Below are 275 nucleotides of genomic sequence, written 5' to 3'. Positions count from 1 at the left end.
CTTCAACATCGTGTAAATCAGCGCCAGCAGTTTGCGAGCCAAAGCAATCGTTGCACGTTTAGCGCCCTTCCGCTGTTTTATCCTCCAGTACCAACCGGAGAGGTACAAGCTTCGTTTTCCGGAGATGACCCATCCCACCTCGCAGAGCATACTCTTCAGATACGGATTACCTTTGTTAATATGAGCACTCTTGCGTTTTCCGGCACTCTCGTTGTTACCGGGACTCAAACCGGCCCAGGAGCATATATGCTGGGAATCCGGAAAGGCACTCATAT

The 275-nt window shown here is 50.5% G+C and carries 1 protein-coding gene; it reads right to left on the bottom strand.

Annotated features, from left to right (window positions below):
* A partial coding sequence (locus H7U37_RS15415; protein WP_204877050.1) for a transposase occupies positions 1 to 275 on the bottom strand: 275 nt, incomplete at both ends.

Source organism: Pseudoflavonifractor phocaeensis (assembly GCF_016901735.1).
GTDB lineage: Bacteria > Bacillota > Clostridia > Oscillospirales > Oscillospiraceae > Pseudoflavonifractor_A.
This window is presented reverse-complemented; position numbering and strand designations above follow the sequence as displayed.